This is a genomic window from Dorea sp. AF36-15AT (assembly GCF_003477705.1).
Taxonomy (GTDB): Bacteria; Bacillota; Clostridia; order Lachnospirales; family Lachnospiraceae; genus Claveliimonas; species Claveliimonas ammoniilytica.
Map to the genome: position 1 here is coordinate 14376 of NZ_QUDV01000014.1, position 19832 is coordinate 34207.

The following is a 19832-nucleotide window of genomic DNA, read 5'->3' on the forward strand; positions in this document are numbered from 1 at the left end:
ATAGTAGCACAGGCATTATTTCATTGCAACATCTGTTTCCGGACATACAGATAATATCCTACAAATGACAATGTTGCCATCAGCCACGTCAGAGGATAAACCGCTGCCACCGCCTGCACACTGTGGAATACCCGGTCACTGATCTCCAGCATGAGAATACGGATTACACATAAGTTCACAATGACAATGACCATAGATGGCACCGACTTGCCGATTCCACGCACCACACCTCCGGTCACTTCAAACAGACTGTAGACAAAATACACCGGAAATGTCACGCTAATGATCCTCATTCCTTCTGCTACAACCTGCTGATCCGGACAGAATGCACTGAGGATCCAGTTACCTGCTGCTAATGCTGACCAGGATAACACCACCAGCACTGCTGCCGCGATTCCATTGCACACTAAAATACCTCTTTGGATGCGCTCATATTTACCCGCGCCATAATTCTGTCCGGTAAATGTGACCATCGCCTGACCGAATGCAATGATTGGCAGGCACAGCAGATTCTCTGCCTTGAAATATACTGCAAATGCAGCGATCACATTTTCCCCAAATCCGTTGATATGATATTGTACCACTACATTAGAAAGCGTGAGGATCATCGACTGGATCCCTACCGGAACTCCCACACAGATAATTTTGCCCAGCAGATCCCACCGCAGACGCTGACGAGTCAATATGCGATGATGAAGCATATGGATCAACAGAAATACTGCTGTCATGCTCTGGGAAAATAACGTAGCCACTGCGACTCCGGCAACTCCCCAGTCCAGCAATATCAGGAACACAGCGTCCGTAATCACATTCAGCACGCCTCCTGCTGCCAGTGCATGAAATGGAGTCCTGGAATCTCCCTGTGCCCGCAGGATACCGGAACACATGTTGTAAAGCACCATCGGGATTGCCGCCAGAAAATAAATCCTCACATAGAGAACCGCATCCGGAATGATATTAGCTGGCGTGTGAAGCCTGACTAATACTGCTTGGGAACAGGTCACACCGATCACCGTAAGGATTAGTCCTCCCACAGCTCCCGCCAGGACTGCAATCCATACGGATTCTTTCATATCTTTTTCTTTTTTCGCGCCAAAGAGCTGCGAGATTACGATCCCGGCTCCTACTGCCACTCCGGTAAACAGATTGATCAGACAGGTCACCAGAATACTGCTCGCGCCTACAGCTGCCGCCGCGTTCTTGCCAAGCACATTTCCCACAAAAAGCATATCTACCGTGTTATACAATTGTTGAAACAGGCTTCCCAGAAATAGCGGTATCGCAAACAGCACAAATCCTTTCCCGATACTTCCCTGTGTCAGATCATTGGTCTTCATTCTTACGTACTCTCCTAACTCAAACAGCCTGTGGCTCTCCACAGGCTGCTCTTTATCATCCGTAACCATACAGTTACTTTTATTAATATTTATAGCTCTATTCAAGAATGCCTCGGCATTCTTGCTGCGAGGTGCGCGTCATGCAATTGCATGACATACTTCAACTGCGCACCTCTGCAATCCTGCCGGAGGCTATATCAGCTGGGAGATTAACTCCCATCTGATATAGCTTTATGCTTCATCAATCGCCTTACCGATATCGTGACGCATATATTTGTTGGCAAACTGTACCCACTCGGTTGCCGCATAGGCATTGGCTCTGGCTTCTTTCAGATCTTTTCCCTTAGCAGTCACGCCAAGCACGCGTCCACCGTTAGTCACAAGCTGGTCTCCGTCGAATTTTGTTCCTGCATGGAAACAGTAATAGCCCTCATGCCTGTCAAATTCTTCCAGTCCGCTGATCGGAATGCCTTTCTCGTAAGATACCGGATAGCCTTCGCTCGCCAGTACCACGCAGACAGCCGCATTGTCCTCGAACTGCAGATCTACCTGATCCAGTGTTCCATCGATACATGCTTCCATTACTTCGATGATATCATTCTTCATTCTCGGAAGTACAACCTGTGCCTCCGGATCTCCGAATCTTGCATTGTATTCCAGCACCTTCGGACCATCCTCTGTCAACATCAGACCGAAGAAGATAACTCCCTTGAATGGTCTGCCTTCTGCTTTCATCGCATCTACGGTTGCCTGATAAATATATTTTTCGCAGAATGCTTCTACTTCTTTTGTATAGAACGGACTCGGAGAAAATGTTCCCATTCCACCTGTGTTCAGTCCTGTATCCCCATCTCCTGCGCGCTTGTGATCCTGTGCGGAAGTCATGGTCTTGATCGTATTGCCATCTACAAATGACAGTACAGATACTTCACGTCCGGTCATAAATTCTTCGATGACCATCTCATTACCGGCCGTGCCGAATTTCTTATCCAGCATGATCGTCTTCACGCCTTCTTTTGCCTCTTCCAGATTCTGACAGATCAGTACACCTTTACCCAGTGCAAGTCCATCCGCTTTTAATACGATCGGGAACTTCGCTGTCTCCAGATATGCGAGTGCTTTGTCCGGATCGGTAAAATTCTCATACGCTGCAGTAGGAATATTGTATTTCTTCATCAGATCCTTAGAAAATGCTTTGGAGCCTTCCAGGATCGCTGCATTCTTGCGTGGTCCGAATGTGCGGATGCCTGCTGCCTCCAGCTCATCTACCAGACCGCCTACCAGTGGATCATCCATACCTACGATCACCAGATCAATCTGCTGCTCTTTGGCAAATGCCACCAGCTTATCAAATTCCATTGCGCCGATCGGCACACATTCTGCCAGTGCAGAAATGCCCGCATTACCCGGTGCACAATATATCTTATCTGCCTTTTCACTCTTAGCGACGCAATAGCAGATCGCATGTTCTCTTCCGCCGCTTCCGACTACCAGTACTTTCATTCTATCTACTCCTTCTGTGTCATCTAATCCTCTGACACAATGGCTTTGCCGTCTGTCACACTAACCTTGCCGTGGGCGATCAGATCGATCGCTCTCGGAAGGATCTTCCACTCTGCCTGTTCCATTACCCGTCTCTGAAGCACTTCCGGTGTGTCTCCGTTCTGCACTTCTACTGCCTTCTGCAAAATAATCGGACCGGTATCCGTTCCTTCATCTACAAAATGCACCGTAGCTCCAACCACCTTCACTCCGCGGGCAAGTGCTGCTTCGTGCACCTTCAGCCCATAGAAGCCGGTTCCGCAGAACGACGGAATCAGTGATGGATGGATATTGATGATCCGATTTCTGTACTTCTGGATCATCTCCGGCGGAATCACTACCAGGAACCCGGCAAGTACGATCAGATCCGGCTCGTAACTATCAATTGCTTTCAAAAATTCCTGATTAAATTCTGCCCTGGATGCATAACTCTTCGGAGAAATACATTCTACAGGCACCCCTGCTTTTTCACCACGCTCCAGTGCATAGGCACCCGGGTTATTACTGATCACACCTACGATTTCAGTATCTGTGATCTCTCCTGACTGCACGGAATCCAGGATTGCCTGCAGATTCGTACCGCCGCCAGATACCATCACCAGTACTCTTAGCATAATGTAACTCCTTTTTCTCCAGCCTCGATATGTCCGATCACATATGGCTGATCTCCGGCTGCCTTGATTGCTTCCATGGTCTTGTCCACATCTGCCGGATCAACTGCAACTACCATACCGATTCCCATATTAAATGTGTTATACATCATCTGCTCTGTGATATCACCTTTCTTTGCCATCAGGGTAAAGATCGGAGGGATCGGATAGCTGTCTTTCTCAACAACTGCACGTACACCGTCCTTCAGCATACGCGGAATATTCTCATAGAATCCACCGCCGGTAATATGGCTGCATGCCTTTACCGTAACGCCGGCATTCTTTACACTCTTCAGTGCTTTTACATAGATTCTGGTCGGCGCGATCAGTGCCTCACCCAGAGTCTTACCGAGTTCATCATAATAAGTATCCAGAGACTCTTTTGTCATCTCAAATACCTTGCGGACCAGTGAGAATCCATTGCTATGTACACCGGTAGATGCCATTCCGATCAGCACATCTCCGTCCTTCAGATTCTCGCCTGTGATCAGTTCTTTCTTCTCACATACGCCAACTGCAAATCCAGCCAAGTCATATTCTTCCTCCGGCATCAGTCCCGGATGCTCTGCTGTCTCGCCGCCGATCAGCGCCGCCTCAGACTGTACACAGCCCTCTGCCACACCGCTTACGATCGCTGCGATCTTCTCTGGATAGTTCTTGCCACATGCAATGTAATCCAGGAAAAATAATGGTTCTCCACCGGCACATGCGATGTCATTGACACACATTGCCACTGCATCGATACCGATCGTGTCATGCTTGTCCATCAGAAATGCAAGCTTTACCTTTGTACCACATCCGTCTGTACCGGAAAGCAGTACCGGCTCTTCCATCTCTTTGATCTTTGCCAGTGAAAACGCACCGGAAAATCCACCTAAACCGCCCAGTACTTCTGCACGCATGGTTCTCTTTACATGCTCTTTCATAAGCTCAACTGATTTGTAACCTGCTTCTATATCTACGCCCGCGTTCTTATAATCCATTTCGAATCTCCTTTATCTATTTCTGTTCCATATATTCCTTATGTCCGAGTTTCTGAAGCTTTGCATCCTTACCCTGTACGGTTGCTTTCATCTCTGCTGTATATGCTTTCAGTCTGTCAAGGAGCTCCGGATCAGATACAGCCAGCATTCTGGCTGCCAGGATTGCTGCGTTCATGCCTCCGTCGATCGCTACTGTCGCAACTGGAATTCCAGGTGGCATCTGCACGATAGAATAGAGTGCGTCCTGTCCGTCCAGGTTCTTGCCGGACATCGGTACGCCGATTACCGGAAGTGGGAATATTGCTGCACACATTCCCGGCAGATGTGCTGCCATTCCTGCGCCCGCAATAATTACTTTATAGCCTTTCTCCTCTGCTGTTCCCGCATATTTGAAAAATACATCCGGCTCACGATGTGCGGATATAATCGTCATATCATATTCGATTCCAAGTTTATCCAGCATGTCAGCGGCTTTGCTCATTACTTTTAAGTCCGAGTCACTGCCCATTACGATTCCTACTTTTGGCATCTTTTTCATCCTTTCTCTTCCGAAAATGTGTCTGTTTTCCTATTTACGCTCATATCATAGCATAAGCAGAACTAATTATTCAATGCATTTACCCAAGTTACTTATTAGATGAATTAATGACCAGTTATAATGCATTTTCCTGGTTCAGCGGCTCATTCAGCACCTCTGTGCCCGGCAGCACAAATCTTCCGTCTTCTATTATTGAGAGTTCTTTTCCCTCTGCTGTCTGCACACGGATACTTCCCAGCTCATCATACGGAATGGTAATATCCGTATGGCAGTTGAAGTATGCTTTCGACACATCCTCTTTCCGGAGCAGGGATATCTCATTATCCTTTGCAATGATCTCTTTTCCATCCGGATTATAGACTCTGACATCCTCACACCAGCTATAGCAGGTGTCGCCTACTGCAAAATGCGGTCCCGTCTTCTCCGCGATCAGGATCGGCAGCTTGTCCTCGATGCCATATTTTCTTCCCATCACATAGGCAGTCGTATTCGTGCCAATGGCAAATTCACCCATCGGAAGTGTCTCATGATTATGCAGTACATGGTCTGCGATATATTTCTTACCATCTTCTTCATTATCAAAATTACTGCAACGGTAATCTGCGATCTTACCATCCAGGAAATCCATTTCCAGATCCAGGTACTGCAATTCACCCAGATATACCTGTGTCACATGCAGCTTACCATTCGTTCCCTGTAGCTGTGGTGAAGTAAACACCTCACCCACCGGAATATTCACATCTGCCACACAGTTTTCAAATATAGTCTCCTTCTCCGGATCCTGAAGCGTATGCAACTGTACGGTAAGATCTGTCTTATTCTTGCCACGTCCGAGAATATGCACAGAAGTTCCCTGATTCAGCGCATCGATGATCGTCTGCTGTACCTTCGTGTACAATGCCGCATCCAGCGTATTGATCCGGATTGTCTCGTTGAAGATTTCTTCATACTTCGAGCCAATCTCCGGCACCGGATAAGCCACAATCGTGAAGCTTCTTTCCTCACCCTTGATATAGGTATTCATGAGCTGCCCCGCTTTGCTGGTGTAAGACAGGAAGATCTTTTCCTGCTTCTCATTCAGCGTTACCGCTTCTTCCTTAACTTCCGGGATAAATGGTTTCTCGCCAAAGGTCTCGATCACTGCCGGTCCGGCAAACTGCGCTGCCAGTTCCTTATGTTCCTCATACGTATGCTTCATTACTTCCAGCTTCCGCTCAATGAATCGTTTATTCAAGAATAATCCCATATCATCCTTATGGTCATAATCATACTGTGGATTCGGGATACCTCCATAATATCCGGCGCGTCCATTTCTCGCTTTTGTCAGGACGCTGACGCCCGCGCGATAGATTACAGGCTTCAGTCCCATCTTCGCAAAGTTTGCAATCGCAAGCTTGATCACGCGTTCAAATCCCAGCACGTAACGGATGCTGACAACCGATTTCTTAGACAGATCTTTGCCCGTATTAATAAAACCGATGCGGTAACCTTCGGTATACACCTCTGCCATCTTACGGATCACTTCCTCCGGAAGTTCTGCCAGATGCTCTGCTGTACGGATCTGGTTCTCACCAATATATTCTCCAAAGCTATACAGATACTCTGCATTCGTAAGATCTGCATTTTCAATAATATTCTTCGCAAAATCTCTGGACGGATCGATCTGGTCACAGATCCGGTCTGCCGCAAATACATCACAGTAATCGCTGGCATACCAATACAGGATATCCTTCAGCTCATGAAGCGATACCTCACGTCCTTCTTCAGCCTCTGCCACCGCAAAGCAGCTATAAACCTCCAGAAAAAGTTCCATCAGGATCGTCAGGTATTCTTCTTTTCTTTCAAATACCCAGGCAATTCCTCCACGGACTTCTGCATACAGGAAGCTTAAGATCTGTCCGTAATCTTCGCTAAGCTCCTTCACTGCATATGTCGGATTCGCATAACTCTCTTCATACTGGTCCGGCAGTATATCTGCATACAGCTTATGGTTCCATTCTTTCTTTTCTTCTACCGAAAGCTTCCCATAGCTTCCGTTTTCCATCATTTTCTTTAAATCAAGAAGCAGCAGAACAAATTCAGACACACTCTGAAAATACCGCCGGAAAGGAAGGCTGACTGCCTCTTCCTTCGGTATCTGTCTGATTCGCTCTGCTGCCAGTTCATATCGTTCTGTTGTCATTTAAAATAGCCCCCTTATAAATATTGCAAGATAAATGAGCAAAAGGATTCCATTACATGCCGTTCCGACCTTGCAGGTTATGTAATTTTTATTGCGTTCTTTGAAGCCTTCGATTCCCCGTCTGAGTCCGGATACGGCAAGCACAAGTGCCAGAATCCCTGCAATGCCGATCAGAATATTCACATTACCATGCCTGAGATATGACACAGAAAAAATACTGATCAGAAAAAATGCAGACAGAACTGCCAGCATACAAGAGATGCATCCTCTTCTGGAATGCTTCAGTTCCATCTGACCGTATTTGTGTATTCTTCTCTTCCTGCGTTCCTTTTCGCGCTTCGTATGTTCTCTTCGTATCGCTCTTTCATCTGCGCTTTCTCGTAGATAGTCTAACATGCCGCCTCCTTACTGCTGCACAAATCACAAATATAATATATCCTGCCACTCCGCCGATTGTATTCAGAAGCAGGTCATCCACATCAAAACTTCCCACCTTCGTCAACAACTGAAATGTCTCCACGCACAGGCTCAGTGTAAAACTGTAAAATACCGCTGCAAAAAAGCTGCGGTATTTACTCGCCATCGGCAGGAAGAACCCAAATGGCATAAAAATAATCACATTTCCAAAAAGATTTGTGAACATCGCATACCATCCAAGCTGTTCACGGTACTGCCAGAATCTTTTAATTTCCTTGAACAGTACCAGATTATATCGATATTCCTCCATAACACCTGCTCGACCATAGAGATCTGAAAACAGGAGGAAATAAATGATAAATCCTATATATAATACGAACAGCACCTTCCCCAGAAGGCGCATGCCCTTTCCCCTTTTATTTCTACTCATATTAGAACATCAGTCCCTCTCTGTTCTTCAGAAGTCTTGCTCCTCCGATCACAGCTACCACGCCGGCTGCCACGCCGACAACCATCACCACGATACCGATCGCGATATTCGCTGCTCCCGTAAGTCCCATTGTCTTATATGCCTTTTCGTTCATACTTACACCTCCTGCTATTTTGCTCCATACTGCTCATAATATGCATCAATCGCAGCTTTCAAAGTATCATCAATCACAACCTTACCCTGACACTCTCTGTTATACAGATGCTCTACGACTTCTTTCATCGTAACGATCGCTTTTGTCTCAAATCCATACAGATCCTTCACTTCATCCAGCGCACACTTCACGCCGCCTTTGCCGACTTCCATACGGTCCAGAGATACCATCAGGCCTACAATCTCGACATTAGCTGCGCCTTTTACCTTCGGTACGGTCTCTTCCATTGATTTACCGGAAGTGGTTACATCCTCGATCATGATTACACGATCACCATCCTGCAGGCTGCTTCCAAGGAATTTACCCTTATCTGCACCATGATCCTTCTCTTCTTTTCTATCTGAGCAGTAACGCACTTCCTTTCCGTACAGCTCACTGTATGCAATAGCAGTCACTACACTAAGTGGGATTCCCTTATATGCTGGTCCGAACAGCACATCAAAATCATCACCATAAGTATCATGGATCGCCTTTGCATAATACTCACCCAGTCTCTTAAGCTGCGAACCGGTCACATATGCTCCTGCATTCATAAAGAACGGAGATTTTCTGCCACTCTTTAATGTAAATTCGCCAAATTTCAATACATTACTCTCTACCATAAATTCAATAAATTCCTGTTTATATGCTTCCATTATCTATTAACCTCCATCACATTATCAATCTTTTATTAACTCTACAATTTTACCACAAGTGATACACATTTTCAAATGAAGTATCTGTGAACTCCGGCCAATTTGCAAACGTCCTCCAACGCAACTTCTGTAAGATCAGCTGCAAGCATCATTCTCGACGTGGAATCACACATTGCGCATGCTTCCTGTCTCATGTCCGTTCCTCCGACTGTTTTCTCTATTAATATATGATAATAATAGTATTCTCTACATATAATATACTCTACCATAGGAAGAGGTTGGTCGCAATCTTTTCACATCTGAAAAAACAGGGAAAGCCGGACTCATTCCGGTTTTCCCTGTTACGCTGTCATATATTATGAAGGCTCATTGTCCTTTGTTTCAATCTGATCTACATTCTCTGTGTCAACCAATCCCAGTTTTCTCTTCTGGAATTCCATGTTCGATAACATCAGGTTCATTGCAAAACCTACAACCAATGCCCAGCCTGAACCCTTGAATGCCAGAACTGCTGCCATAACACCGGCAATACTCTTATCAGTGCTTGTCTTACAATATTCCATACCGATTCTTGCACATACATATGCCTGGAATAAGAGAGTGATTGCTGAACCAACACCCATGATCGGCTTCATGAATGACACGATTGGCACCAAAATAACACTGAGAAATGTTGCCATACGGAAAGAACTCATTCCACCGATCAGAGATTTCATTGCTTTCTTTCCTTCTTTATAACGCATAGCAACAGATACTGTCATACCTACCCATAGCGGTCCGGCCAGTGGTGGGAACGGTGCGAATATTGCAAGGATCAGGTTTCTCAGACCACTGATCAGGTTCGATCTGCTTGAGTTAAAGTCAATATATTCATCACTTCGGCTCTCCTGTGCCTCTGCTACCAGTGTCTTAGACGTAACAAAATCTCCAAATGCCAGTACATAGCAGATCAATGCTAACGGGAGTGCACTGATGAATTTTGAAATCGGAGGGAATCCGACTGCAAAAATGCTGACTGTATGGAAGATATTACTGAAATCAGGAATTCTGATGACTGTTCCAAGCTCCAGAACCGGTTTTGACAATTCTCCAAGTGCAACTCCGGCTAACATAGCAACAAGATATGGGAATAAATTACCATATTTTGCCATAATATCCAGTATTTTATATTTATCTCTGTTCTTTTCACAGAACGGTGAAAAACTCAAAAATGCAAGTAACAAGGTACCTGCAAGTGTCGCTATCGGTGCAGTCATCAACTGACTTCCGTCAGACAACTGTCCCTGCAATACTGTGATCGGTGCTGCGATCAAAATACCACCTTTGATAGAATTCGGCACACCATTTACAAATTTATCTGCAAGCTTAGTGATTCCCATAAATATAAATACAAAGGCTACCAGCAGCTGCAATGCGATCATTGCCTGAATTCGCTCAGGTCCTTTTTCAAATCCATTCAAATATGCCAAAGTAAATGGCAGGGTCGGGGTGATCCATCCGGGAACAACCGGATCTCCCAGCCATCCGTGAAGCATATACATAAATACTTCAATGATGACACAGCTCCATGCAAGTTCATATGGAAGTCCAAGATTATCAGTCAGGTACGGAATCGAACTTAAAGCTGTAGCACCAAGGATCAGACCCTGAAAAAACTCTACATACTCAATTTTATAATGAACCCCTGGAATCCTCCACTGAAATGGGCCAAGTGGAATATATGGAAGTTCATTAAGTCTTGTTGCTCTTTTCGGACTCATCTTTGAGCGTCCTCCTTTATCTTATATTGTTACACAGTAGTCAATCGGACATTCGCAATCCGCTTCGCTACTTGCTTGATTCGGTTTAACTGTATATTTCCGGCAATTCAGTCGCCTAAACACAACGCCAGTTATTTTATAGATAAATTTTATAGAATAACAGGATTTTCCTCTTATTTCAACTGTAATTTTTATAAATGTCTTTTTTTTAACAATACATTCTTAAAAAAACGGGACTGTATTCTTATAGATGATAACATCTTTCGGAACACCAGTCCCAATGTTCTTTATTATATTCTACAATGCACCTTTTCCGAAGATTTTCTTATGCTGAGCTACTAAGTAGAGGGAACTTAAAATAGCAAGGATTGCAAATACTAATAACATGATCATAAGGGTGTAAACTGCATTAGCCTCACCTGATACTTTTGTAAGCTGTGCTGCTACTACCGGGATCAGGTAGCTTGCTGCACCCATGAATGTGTAATAAATACCCGTGTTTCTTCCCTTTGGTCCTGGGTTAAACAACTGAACTACTGCAAGACCTGTCTGAAGAGCACCACCTGCTGCAAAGAATCCTAACATTGCAATTGCGATGTAAATGATTGCTACCTGATGGATAAACAGTACACCTGCAAGTGCAGCTGCTGTACAGATAGAATCGATCAGGATAACTTTCAGCGGACTCCATTTTAATTTAGCCATCATGAATGCCCAGAAAATTACTGCACAGATAGATCCAATTGTATAAATGGAAGTCATACCAGCTGCCTGCATCTCGGAAAGTCCACATACGGATAATCCAAATGCCTTTGTATACTGCTGTGCACCATACATGATTGCCATGCAAAGGAATGCATAAAACATTACCAGAAATACTACAAATTTGTTTGGTTTCGTAAGCATCGCTGCCTTAGCTGCATCAATCTCTGCCTGTACTGCATCATTTGATTTTCCATCTTTTCCTTCTGATGCCTTCTTCTGATCATCATAAACAAATGGAGCAACGATTGCAAGTACTAAACAAACGATTGACAGTACAACCGGAATGATTACATTTAATTTCCAGTTTCCATTGCTTGCGTTATGTACAACCAGGAGCGGATACACCATACCAGACAATGAAACGAAGAATTTGATTCCGATCAGCGCAGAACCAGGTGCTGCAGGATAAGCTTCCTGTACAGCCGGATATCCGGATGCATCCCAGAATCCTGATGTTGCAACTCCAGCAACAAATCCGCAGATAGAAGCAACTACTGCGCTGCTTGTAAATAAGAATCCAAGGAAGCAGATGATATATAAGATAGCTCCGCCGATCATTAATTTCTTACGTCCTACGCGGTCAGAGATTTCTCCACCGATCCACACACTGACGAATTTACCGAAACCTGTCCATGCAACTGCTGTACTAACTGCTGCAATACCTGCCGCATATGCTGCAGACTGTGGGTCTGACATATTGAATCCCCACTGTTTTGCAAAATTCACGTTATTCTGGCTTAAAATAATAGCTTGAATACCATGTGTCAAATAGCAAAAATAGACACAAATGATAGACAATAAATATTTTTTTGCTTTCATTCCCTCAATCTCCTTTGTCGAATTGTTTTATTTTGCCTGTGCCTTCTGAAATTCCTGATACTCAGCAAGTGGCATCTCTTTTCCAACAAACAGTTCGTAGTTAACTGCACCCTGCTGCTGAAGCATTCCTACACCACCGATTGCTTTGCATCCGGCTTCTTCTGCTTCAACGATCATCTTTGTCTTCTCCGGATTATATACCGTATCTGCTACAACCAGGTCTTTACGGAACAATGATTTGTCAACCAGTGTTACATCCTCATGTGGCTTCATTCCCATAATGGTTGCATTTACCAGAATATCACAAGTCTTAACTGCTGCTTCCAGTTTTGCCTTATCATCCAGATCATCAACAGTAACAACACATTCCGGACACTTCTCTGCTAATTTAGCCTGTGTTCCTTTTGCTCTCTCGAAGAACTTATCCTGAATGCTGAAGATATTGATCTCTTTTGCTCCGTCAAGTGCTAACTGAACCTGGATAGCTGTAGCTGCTCCGCCGGCGCCAAGTACAACTACCTTTTTATCTTTTACAGGTACTCCGTTAAGTTCAAGGTTCTTAACGAATCCAACACCATCTGTAATGTGACCTGTGATCACACCGTCATCATTAACAAATACATTACAGGCGCCAATAATCTCTGCTGCCGGAGAAAGCTTATCTACTAACTCTGCTGCAATATTTTTACATGGCATAGTAAAGTTACCACCACGCATTTTGAACAAACGAATTGCCTCAAATGCTTTTGGCATCTCTTCTTCTGTTACATCAAATGCCATATATGCATAATCCAGTCCGTCATGCTGGAAGCTGAAGTTGTACATTGCCGGAGATCCTGAATGTCCAACCGGTGTTCCAAATAATCCCATTAAGCCTGTGTGTCCGGAAATTCTTTTTTCCATGATCCTAATCCTCCTGGTTTTCTTTTTATGACAGTCCGTATATCGCGGACTGCCCTATGAATATATATGTTATTATAAGATTTACAATTTTAATGCTACATCGTATGCTTCTTTTGTAGCATCCAGTGCACGACGTGCTCTTACAGCGTCACCTACCATGTGAACTTCTGGTACGATGTCTTTTAATTCTTCAGCAAAGTCATATACTACGTTCTGACCGTCACGGTGTGTATAGCGTGAGCTGAATCCCATAGACAGAACTACGGTATCAAATCCTCTTGCCTCATAGATTGTCTCATCAGATTTGTCTGCTGCATTCTTGTAGCTTACACCATCTGAGAAAATCTCTGATACAGCAGCACTTGTAATCTGCTTGATACCATATTTTTCAAATGCTTCCATAAGGAATACACGGTGCTCGTGAATTACATCCGGTCCGATCGCATCTCTCATTTCGATAACAGCTACTTCATGTCCCTGTTCTGCAAGGAAGTCAGCAGTCTCTGCACCTACCATACCGCCACCAACAACTAAGACTTTGTGTCCTACCGGGCGTGTTCCTTCCAGGCAGTCAACACCATATACAATATCCGGATTGTGGATACCTTTGATAAATGGCAGTACTAATGTCTCTGATCCTGTTGCAAGGATAACTGCATCCGGTGTATCTTCTTTTAACATCTGTGCTGTCACCTTTGTATTCATCTTGATGTTAACGCCGGCTTTTTCACATTTTACAATGTAGCTCCTGATCATACCGGTGATATCACCTTTTCCCGGTGGGTAAGCAGCCAGTCTCATATTACCACCAAGCTTATCTGTTGCTTCAAATAAAGTAACATCATGTCCACGTCTCTTAGCTGTGAATGCAGCACACATACCTGCTACGCCACCGCCGATCACGTATACTTTTTTCGCTTTTTCAGCCTTCGGAAGTCCTTCAACCTCACGTCCAAGTACTGGATTCACCAGACAGCAAAGTGGCTTACCTGCATACATATTAGCAACACATCCCTGCAGACAGGCGATACATGGTGTCAGATCTTCAAGTCTTTCTTCCTGCGCTTTTTCCGGAGTATGAGGATCAGCCAGTGACTGACGTCCAAATGCTACCAGATCTGCATTGCCAAGTTTGATCATCTGTTCTGCAAACTGTGGCTCTGTATATCGCCCAACTGTAATAATCGGAACAGATACACATTTCTTGATATTAGCAACCAGTTCTGCCGAGAAACCGCCGTGGATACCTGTAGGTGCCCACATATACTCATCTTTCAGATGTACTGCACGAGATACATGAAGTCCGTCAATTCCACACTCCTCCAGGTAAGCTGCTACTGCACACATATCGTGATTATCAAGTCCACCAAACATATCTTCTGTACTGTTGATACGTGCAAGAACGGCAATCTTTCCTTCTGTTTTCTTCTTAACTTCTTCAATGATCAGACGAGAAAATCTCATTCTGTTTTCAAAGCTTCCGCCAAATTCATCGACACGCTTATTGGTTCTTGGTGACATGAATGAATTTACAAGATAACCATGTGCCATGTGAATTTCTACTGCATCAGCTCCGCCCTTCATCGCGCGAACTGCTGCATCACCATATCCTTTTACGAGTTCATACACTTTTTCTGTCGGTACTGCTTCCGGAATGTCCTTTCCATCTGCAGATGCGATTGCTGTTGCAGCCTCGATCGGTGCTCCTGCATTCTTTGCATTACCTTCCGGTCCTGCATTCTGAAGCTGGATAGAAATCTTTGCGCCTTCTGCGTGACAGGCATCTGTAATTCTCTTCAGGCTTTCAATACTGTTATCATCATACAGGCAAGGTTTCTTAGGGCCTCCCTTAGCACCTTTATGTACTACAGTTGCTTCAATCGTAATCAGACCAAACTGTCCTTTTGCACGTTCACTGTAATATGCAACGGACTGATCACTCCATGTTCCATCTGAATTAGCGAAGTTATTTCCCATCGGGGGAACTACAAAACGATTCTTAACTGTCATAGGTCCGATCTGAATCGGAGAAAACATATTTTTGAATTTCATTATTTTACCTCTCTTTTCAATGAATCTGTTTTCTGAATTAGTCTACCAGTTCTGGCCAAGCTTCTTTTAATACTTTTTCTGTGTTTTCATATGTATAAGCAGCTGCTGCATCGATTCCTCTTCCAAGAATCTCATCCGAGATTACTTCTACACCAACAACCTTTGGATCAATTCCGGCATCTTTGATCATCTTAACAAATCCTGCTGTATCCTTTGCTCCTGTTCCCGGTGCAAGACGGTCATGCATAGACTCATCTCTTAAAATTGAAGCTGCATACGGTCTGTCATAAGCATCATTAATCTGGATAGAAATAACTTTCTCAGCGATTTCCGGTGTCAGGATATCGTACGGCTGATCTGCTCTTACCCAATGCCATGTATCAAGAATCAGCATTGCATTGTCACATCCGGAAGCTTTTACAACTTCCCAGCCTTTCTGAAGGTTCGGAATTCCACTGTATGGCATCGGCTCAACACCAATAATGTATTTGCCGGCTCTCTGACACAGTTCTTTTAACTTCTGAGCTGTGTACTCTACAGAATAGTTTTCCATCAGTCCGCAGTTGATGTGACCTACTCCAAAGAGTTCGCACATATGGAAACACATCTGCTCTTTGTACTTCTGCTCATAGGAACGATGTTCTTCACACCACTGAACAATGTACTCTACCTCTGTTACTTTCATGTCATGTTTGTCAAGAATTGCAAGAATGTCTTCATCATGAAGTCCTTCATTCAAGGCATCAACATAAGTCTCTGCACGAAGACCGATTCCTTCATATCCTGCTTCTTTGGCAGCGATTACACGATCTTCAAATTTACACTGATCTCCAAGTGTCCATGAGCTTACTGTGATTGGATTCTTCTTTGACATAATTCTACCTCCATTGTGAAATTGAATACTATACCGTTAATTTGGTCGTTCAATCTTGTAATATTTTCTATGTCTAAATTATAACGAATCGTTAAATAAAAGACAAATTGGTAATTCTGTCACAATCGATAGATTTTGTTTATGGATTTTATTGGCAATTCGTGGTACGATGATATAACTGAATACTAAATACTCACTTACAAATAACGAGAAGATACAAATATTAATCAGAAAAGGAGAAAACCTTATGAATCTCTATCATCTCAGATATTTTGCTACTCTCGCTCATCTGGAACATTATACAAAAGCAGCTGAAATCCTCTCTATTACCCAGCCCAGCCTGAGTCATGCAATCTCATCTCTGGAAAAGGAACTCGGTGTTAAGCTTTTTGAAAAGGATGGCCGCAATGTGGTACTTACCAAATGTGGACAGGCTTTTCTAGTTGATGTTGAACAGGCTCTGGATATGCTTGATTCAAGCGTCAATAAGCTTCAAATGACAGGATTGGGGGAAGGTCGGATAGATATTGCTGAACTTCGTGTACTCAGCAGCACTGTTGTTCCTAACTTTGTGAAAGGTTTTTTGGATTCCTCATCTAATAAGAAGATTGATTTTTATTTTCACAGTTCGACCGGTCTTACCTCTGACATGATCCAGGGATTAAAAGAACGGAAATATGACATTGCATTCTGTTCAAAGATGGATAATGAACCCTTGATCGAATTTACCCCTGTTGCCAAACAGGAGCTCGTACTGATCGTACCCAAAGAACATCCTTTGGAAGGTAAGACTTCTATAGATTTGAAAGAGTCACTTGCTTATCCGCACATCGTCTTTTCTAAGCGAAGTGGTTTAAGGCAGGTTATTGATAAACTATTTGAAAAATGTGGCGGCTATCCGGAGATTGCTTATTCTATGGAAGAAGATCAGGGTGTTGCCGGACTTGTCGGTGCCGGATTTGGTATTGCTGTCGTTCCGAAGATGCCGATTCTTTCCTACATGCCTGTATCCATCATAGAAATCGCAACCCCATCCTGGGAAAGACTCTTCTATATGGCTACTTTAAAAAATGTATACCAGGCACCGGTTGTTATGAACTTTAAAAAGTATGTTACTGAACATGCCGAAGTATAATGCATGCCAAATGCAAATAAATAGCCGGTACACAGCACATCGAATCTATGATTCTTGACAGAACTGTGTACCGGCTATTTTCATTCTAATGATTATTTTGCCTTTTCTTCTTCCGGCAATTCTTTTCTGATCTCTTTTGTACGGATCTCTTTGCAGATTGCATCGATGAACTCAGCAAGTGGCTTGGTTCCTTCATTACCTGCATAACGGCTTCTTACAGACACTGTTCCGTCTGCTTCTTCCTGCTGTCCGACTACTAACATATATGGCAGCTTATCCAGTCTTGCCTCACGGATCTTGAATCCAATCTTCTCTGAACGGTTATCAACTGTAGCGTCGATATCATTTTTCTTCAACTCTTTGCATACTTCATTCGCATAGTCTGCGTATTTTTCAGAAATAGGAAGTACACGCACCTGCTCCGGACACAGCCATGTCGGGAACTTGCCGGCGTATTTCTCGATCAGCCATGCAAGTGTACGTTCGTAGCATCCCATCGATGTTCTGTGAATGATGTAAGGACGTTTCTTCTCGCCATTCTGATCAATGTAATACAAATCGAAGTTATCAGCAATCGCACAGTCAAGCTGAATTGTGATCATGGTATCTTCTTTACCATATACATTCTTAGCCTGAATATCGATCTTTGGACCATAGAATGCAGCTTCTCCGTCAGCCTCTACGAATGGCACATTCTTCTCATGAAGTACGGCACGCAGCGCATCCTGTGTGCTGTTCCAGTAATTGTCATCACCAAGGTATTTTGCTTTATTAGCCGGATCCCATTTAGACAGACGATATGTCACATCATCCTGCAGTCCTAATGTAGTCAGCACATAGTATGCCAGATCCAGACAGTTCTTCAATTCTTCTTCAGCCTGATCCGGGCGGATAACATTGTGAGCCTCAGTAATTGTAAACTGACGAACTCGTGTCAGTCCGTGCATTTCTCCTGAATCCTCTGAACGGAACAGTGTAGATGTCTCACTCATTCTGTAAGGAAGATCACGATATGACTTCTGTGTATTCTTATATACATAGTACTGGAATGGGCAAGTCATCGGGCGAAGTGCAAACACTTCTTTATCTTTCTCCTCATCACCCAGTACGAACATTCCGTCTTTGTAGTGATCCCAGTGTCCGGAAATCTTATACAGATCAGATTTGGCCATCAGCGGAGTTCTGGTACGTACATAGCCCCACTCTTTATCTTCCAGATCCTCGATCCATCTCTGTAGCTTCATGATCATCTTCGTTCCCTTCGGTGGGAAGAGTGGAAGTCCCTGTCCGATCACATCTACCGTTGTAAATAATTCCATCTCACGGCCAAGTTTATTGTGATCTCTGCGTTTTGCATCTTCCATTTTCTCGAGGTGTGCTTTCAGTTCCTCTTTCTTATTATATGCAGTACCATAAATTCTCTGCAAACGTGCTTTTTCGGAATCACCTCTCCAGTATGCCATAGATGATGATGTCAGCTTAAATGCCTTGATGCCCTTTGTGCTCATCAGGTGCGGTCCTGCACACAGGTCTACAAATTCTCCCTGATCATAGAATGAGATTTCTTCACCTTCCGGCAGATCTTCGATCAACTCTACCTTGAATGGCTCATCTTTCTCTTTCATAAATGCGATCGCTTCTTCTCTAGGAAGTGTAAATCTCTTTAATTCATGTCCTTCTTTGATAATCTTCTTCATCTCTGCTTCCAGTTTATCCAGATCATCTCTTGAAAATGGTTCTGCTTCAAAATCATAATAGAAACCATCGTCGATTGCCGGTCCGATAGCGATCTTCGCATTTGGGAACACTCTCTTAACCGCCTGAGCCAGCACGTGAGATGCTGTATGACGGATAACTCTGAGTCCTTCCGGATCACTGGCTGTTACAATATTCAATTCGCAATCCTGATCTACTACTGTTCTAAGATCAACGATTTCTCCATTCACTTCTCCTGCACAGGCAACTCTTGCCAAACCTGCACTGATGTCTGATGCAATATCATATACTGATTTTGCTTCTGCATACTCTTTGACAGATCCGTCTTTTAATGTGATCTTCATTTTAATTTCCTCCTCATGATAAAAATGTGTGCTCCTGTATATGAGCATAAAATAGATACTTCTGATTTTAAGATCGTGCCTCTGACTTTCTACCCTCTTTGCCATATAAAAAAGTCCCTGGCACTGTCTTAAAACAATGTCAGGGACGATATATCTATCGTGGTTCCACCCATCTTCATCTTCCATCTCCTAAGTCATATCTCAACTAGAATTATCCATGCATAAATTACTTATGTATAAATCATCTATGGAAAATCTCATTACTGATGATAACGGTATCACCGGACCGGATTAGGGTCACTCAGAGCTGGTCTTCACATATGATCAGTCAAGAAGCTTCCACCAAATGCTTCTCTCTCTGTGTCCTTCAACACATGCTACTCGTCTCTTCTTCGTGTTCTTTAATATATTAGTACGAAACACCCCAATAGTCAATATGAATCTTATTGATTTCTTATTCTTTAAAAAAAAGACTGCAAACCTTATGGTCTACAGCCTCATCATATATACCTTCAAAACCGTATACAAGAAACTCT

18 protein-coding genes are annotated in these 19832 nt (G+C 43.7%); 1 reads left to right on the forward strand and 17 read right to left on the reverse strand.

Annotation, left to right across the window (positions count from 1 at the left end):
• Window positions 1–20 precede the first annotated feature (20 nt).
• The 16 genes from DWZ93_RS14030 to DWZ93_RS14095 all read right to left on the reverse strand — a co-directional run bounded on the left by DWZ93_RS14030 (window position 21) and on the right by DWZ93_RS14095 (window position 16101).
• Window positions 21–1442: an MATE family efflux transporter gene (locus DWZ93_RS14030; RefSeq protein WP_158567098.1), complete on the reverse strand. Its 1422-nt coding sequence runs from the start codon at window positions 1440–1442 to the stop codon at window positions 21–23.
• 126 nt (window positions 1443–1568) lie between these two features.
• Complete coding sequence (gene purD, locus DWZ93_RS14035) at window positions 1569–2840, reverse strand: phosphoribosylamine--glycine ligase (RefSeq protein WP_118383135.1); 1272 nt, start codon at window positions 2838–2840, stop codon at window positions 1569–1571.
• A gap of 23 nt (window positions 2841–2863) precedes the next feature.
• Window positions 2864–3493, reverse strand: a complete 630-nt coding sequence (gene purN / locus DWZ93_RS14040; protein ID WP_118453311.1) for a phosphoribosylglycinamide formyltransferase — start codon at window positions 3491–3493, stop codon at window positions 2864–2866.
• Window positions 3487–4512 carry a phosphoribosylformylglycinamidine cyclo-ligase gene (gene purM, locus DWZ93_RS14045; RefSeq protein WP_118383137.1) on the reverse strand — a complete coding sequence of 342 codons (1026 nt, stop codon included), beginning with the start codon at window positions 4510–4512 and terminating at the stop codon, window positions 3487–3489. Before purM ends, purN begins: the two co-directional genes overlap by 7 nt.
• Window positions 4513–4528: 16 nt before the next feature.
• The gene (gene purE, locus DWZ93_RS14050; RefSeq protein WP_118453323.1) at window positions 4529–5041 is read right to left on the reverse strand and encodes a 5-(carboxyamino)imidazole ribonucleotide mutase; all 513 of its coding nucleotides are present in this window, start codon (window positions 5039–5041) and stop codon (window positions 4529–4531) included.
• Between the two features lie 124 nt (window positions 5042–5165).
• The gene (locus DWZ93_RS14055; RefSeq protein WP_118453312.1) at window positions 5166–7232 is read right to left on the reverse strand and encodes an aminopeptidase; all 2067 of its coding nucleotides are present in this window, start codon (window positions 7230–7232) and stop codon (window positions 5166–5168) included.
• Window positions 7233–7628 carry a DUF6142 family protein gene (locus DWZ93_RS14060; protein ID WP_118453313.1) on the reverse strand — a complete coding sequence of 132 codons (396 nt, stop codon included), beginning with the start codon at window positions 7626–7628 and terminating at the stop codon, window positions 7233–7235. It abuts the gene before it with no gap.
• Window positions 7597–8079, reverse strand: coding sequence for a VanZ family protein (locus tag DWZ93_RS14065; RefSeq protein WP_118453314.1), 483 nt, complete (start codon window positions 8077–8079; stop codon window positions 7597–7599). The genes DWZ93_RS14060 and DWZ93_RS14065 overlap by 32 nt, the downstream gene beginning before the upstream one ends.
• Window position 8080: 1 nt before the next feature.
• Complete coding sequence (locus DWZ93_RS14895) at window positions 8081–8233, reverse strand: hypothetical protein (RefSeq protein ID WP_199665978.1); 153 nt, start codon at window positions 8231–8233, stop codon at window positions 8081–8083.
• A 14-nt stretch (window positions 8234–8247) separates the two neighbouring features.
• Window positions 8248–8928, reverse strand: a complete 681-nt coding sequence (pyrE, locus tag DWZ93_RS14070; RefSeq protein WP_118453315.1) for an orotate phosphoribosyltransferase — start codon at window positions 8926–8928, stop codon at window positions 8248–8250.
• Between the two features lie 71 nt (window positions 8929–8999).
• Window positions 9000–9122, reverse strand: a complete 123-nt coding sequence (locus DWZ93_RS15115; RefSeq protein WP_279220022.1) for a hypothetical protein — start codon at window positions 9120–9122, stop codon at window positions 9000–9002.
• A gap of 162 nt (window positions 9123–9284) precedes the next feature.
• Entirely contained in the window at window positions 9285–10688 is a 1404-nt protein-coding gene (locus tag DWZ93_RS14075) for a hypothetical protein (protein ID WP_118453316.1), read from the reverse strand.
• Window positions 10689–10985: 297 nt separating this feature from the next.
• Window positions 10986–12272, reverse strand: coding sequence for an MFS transporter (locus DWZ93_RS14080; RefSeq protein WP_118453317.1), 1287 nt, complete (start codon window positions 12270–12272; stop codon window positions 10986–10988).
• 27 nt (window positions 12273–12299) lie between these two features.
• Window positions 12300–13175: a shikimate dehydrogenase gene (locus tag DWZ93_RS14085; protein WP_118453318.1), complete on the reverse strand. Its 876-nt coding sequence runs from the start codon at window positions 13173–13175 to the stop codon at window positions 12300–12302.
• An 81-nt stretch (window positions 13176–13256) separates the two neighbouring features.
• On the reverse strand, window positions 13257–15227 hold the full coding sequence (locus tag DWZ93_RS14090) for an FAD-dependent oxidoreductase (protein ID WP_118453319.1): 1971 nt from the start codon (window positions 15225–15227) through the stop codon (window positions 13257–13259).
• A gap of 37 nt (window positions 15228–15264) precedes the next feature.
• Window positions 15265–16101 carry a sugar phosphate isomerase/epimerase family protein gene (locus DWZ93_RS14095; RefSeq protein ID WP_118453320.1) on the reverse strand — a complete coding sequence of 279 codons (837 nt, stop codon included), beginning with the start codon at window positions 16099–16101 and terminating at the stop codon, window positions 15265–15267.
• A 247-nt stretch (window positions 16102–16348) separates the two neighbouring features.
• Between DWZ93_RS14095 and DWZ93_RS14100 the strand changes: the two genes are divergently transcribed.
• A complete protein-coding gene (locus DWZ93_RS14100) occupies window positions 16349–17236 on the forward strand; it encodes a LysR family transcriptional regulator (RefSeq protein WP_118453321.1) in 888 nt (295 codons plus the stop codon).
• A 92-nt stretch (window positions 17237–17328) separates the two neighbouring features.
• On the opposite strand, the gene thrS is transcribed toward DWZ93_RS14100, so the two are convergent.
• A complete protein-coding gene (gene thrS, locus DWZ93_RS14105) occupies window positions 17329–19296 on the reverse strand; it encodes a threonine--tRNA ligase (RefSeq protein ID WP_118453322.1) in 1968 nt (655 codons plus the stop codon).
• Window positions 19297–19832 lie beyond the last annotated feature (536 nt).

Bases quoted from the DNA above. Each gene is read 5' to 3' on its own strand.
- DWZ93_RS14085 (WP_118453318.1), bottom strand. From the start codon at position 13,175: ATGGAAAAAAGAATTTCCGGACACACAGGCTTAATGGGATTATTTGGA.
- purD (WP_118383135.1), bottom strand. From the start codon at position 2,840: ATGAAAGTACTGGTAGTCGGAAGCGGCGGAAGAGAACATGCGATCTGC.
- DWZ93_RS14060 (WP_118453313.1), bottom strand. From the start codon at position 7,628: ATGTTAGACTATCTACGAGAAAGCGCAGATGAAAGAGCGATACGAAGA.
- DWZ93_RS14055 (WP_118453312.1), bottom strand. From the start codon at position 7,232: ATGACAACAGAACGATATGAACTGGCAGCAGAGCGAATCAGACAGATA.
- DWZ93_RS14895 (WP_199665978.1), bottom strand. From the start codon at position 8,233: ATGAACGAAAAGGCATATAAGACAATGGGACTTACGGGAGCAGCGAAT.
- DWZ93_RS14080 (WP_118453317.1), bottom strand. From the start codon at position 12,272: ATGAAAGCAAAAAAATATTTATTGTCTATCATTTGTGTCTATTTTTGC.
- DWZ93_RS14100 (WP_118453321.1), top strand. From the start codon at position 16,349: ATGAATCTCTATCATCTCAGATATTTTGCTACTCTCGCTCATCTGGAA.
- DWZ93_RS14075 (WP_118453316.1), bottom strand. From the start codon at position 10,688: ATGAGTCCGAAAAGAGCAACAAGACTTAATGAACTTCCATATATTCCA.
- purM (WP_118383137.1), bottom strand. From the start codon at position 4,512: ATGGATTATAAGAACGCGGGCGTAGATATAGAAGCAGGTTACAAATCA.
- DWZ93_RS14090 (WP_118453319.1), bottom strand. From the start codon at position 15,227: ATGAAATTCAAAAATATGTTTTCTCCGATTCAGATCGGACCTATGACA.
- DWZ93_RS14065 (WP_118453314.1), bottom strand. From the start codon at position 8,079: ATGAGTAGAAATAAAAGGGGAAAGGGCATGCGCCTTCTGGGGAAGGTG.
- pyrE (WP_118453315.1), bottom strand. From the start codon at position 8,928: ATGGAAGCATATAAACAGGAATTTATTGAATTTATGGTAGAGAGTAAT.
- purN (WP_118453311.1), bottom strand. From the start codon at position 3,493: ATGCTAAGAGTACTGGTGATGGTATCTGGCGGCGGTACGAATCTGCAG.
- thrS (WP_118453322.1), bottom strand. From the start codon at position 19,296: ATGAAGATCACATTAAAAGACGGATCTGTCAAAGAGTATGCAGAAGCA.
- purE (WP_118453323.1), bottom strand. From the start codon at position 5,041: ATGCCAAAAGTAGGAATCGTAATGGGCAGTGACTCGGACTTAAAAGTA.
- DWZ93_RS14095 (WP_118453320.1), bottom strand. From the start codon at position 16,101: ATGTCAAAGAAGAATCCAATCACAGTAAGCTCATGGACACTTGGAGAT.
- DWZ93_RS15115 (WP_279220022.1), bottom strand. From the start codon at position 9,122: ATGAGACAGGAAGCATGCGCAATGTGTGATTCCACGTCGAGAATGATG.